A 290-nucleotide genomic window follows, 5' to 3' on the forward strand; every position below is an offset into this window, starting at 1 on the left:
GGTTGCCGGAACGGTCAAGGGGCAGGAAGTCAAGGGCATTGGAAGTGCCGCCAAACACGCACTGACGGGGGCGGTCTGCTGGGTGGGTTTCATAGGGTATCTTGTAAACCTCTTTCTGTCGGCTTAAAAATGACTTGATTTCCTCAATGCTCTTGGCGTTGGCGGTTGCCATCATTTCCGACATTTCGATAATCCAGTGACCTTGCAGCTTGCGGTACACATTGTCATCGTCCAACTTCCGCAAATCATCGGAGAACCACTCGTCCCGGACTGCCAGCAGACGGAAGAAG

1 protein-coding gene is annotated in these 290 nt (G+C 53.1%); it reads right to left on the reverse strand.

Features of this window, described 5'->3' with window-relative positions; translation table 11 throughout:
- Positions 1-290: virulence-associated E family protein (locus LIZ87_RS23115; RefSeq protein WP_227149241.1), on the reverse strand; the 290-nt coding region annotated here is incomplete at both ends.

Origin of the sequence: Lacrimispora sp. 210928-DFI.3.58 (assembly GCF_020554865.1) — a bacterium.
In the GTDB taxonomy this organism is placed as follows: Bacteria; Bacillota; Clostridia; order Lachnospirales; family Lachnospiraceae; genus Enterocloster.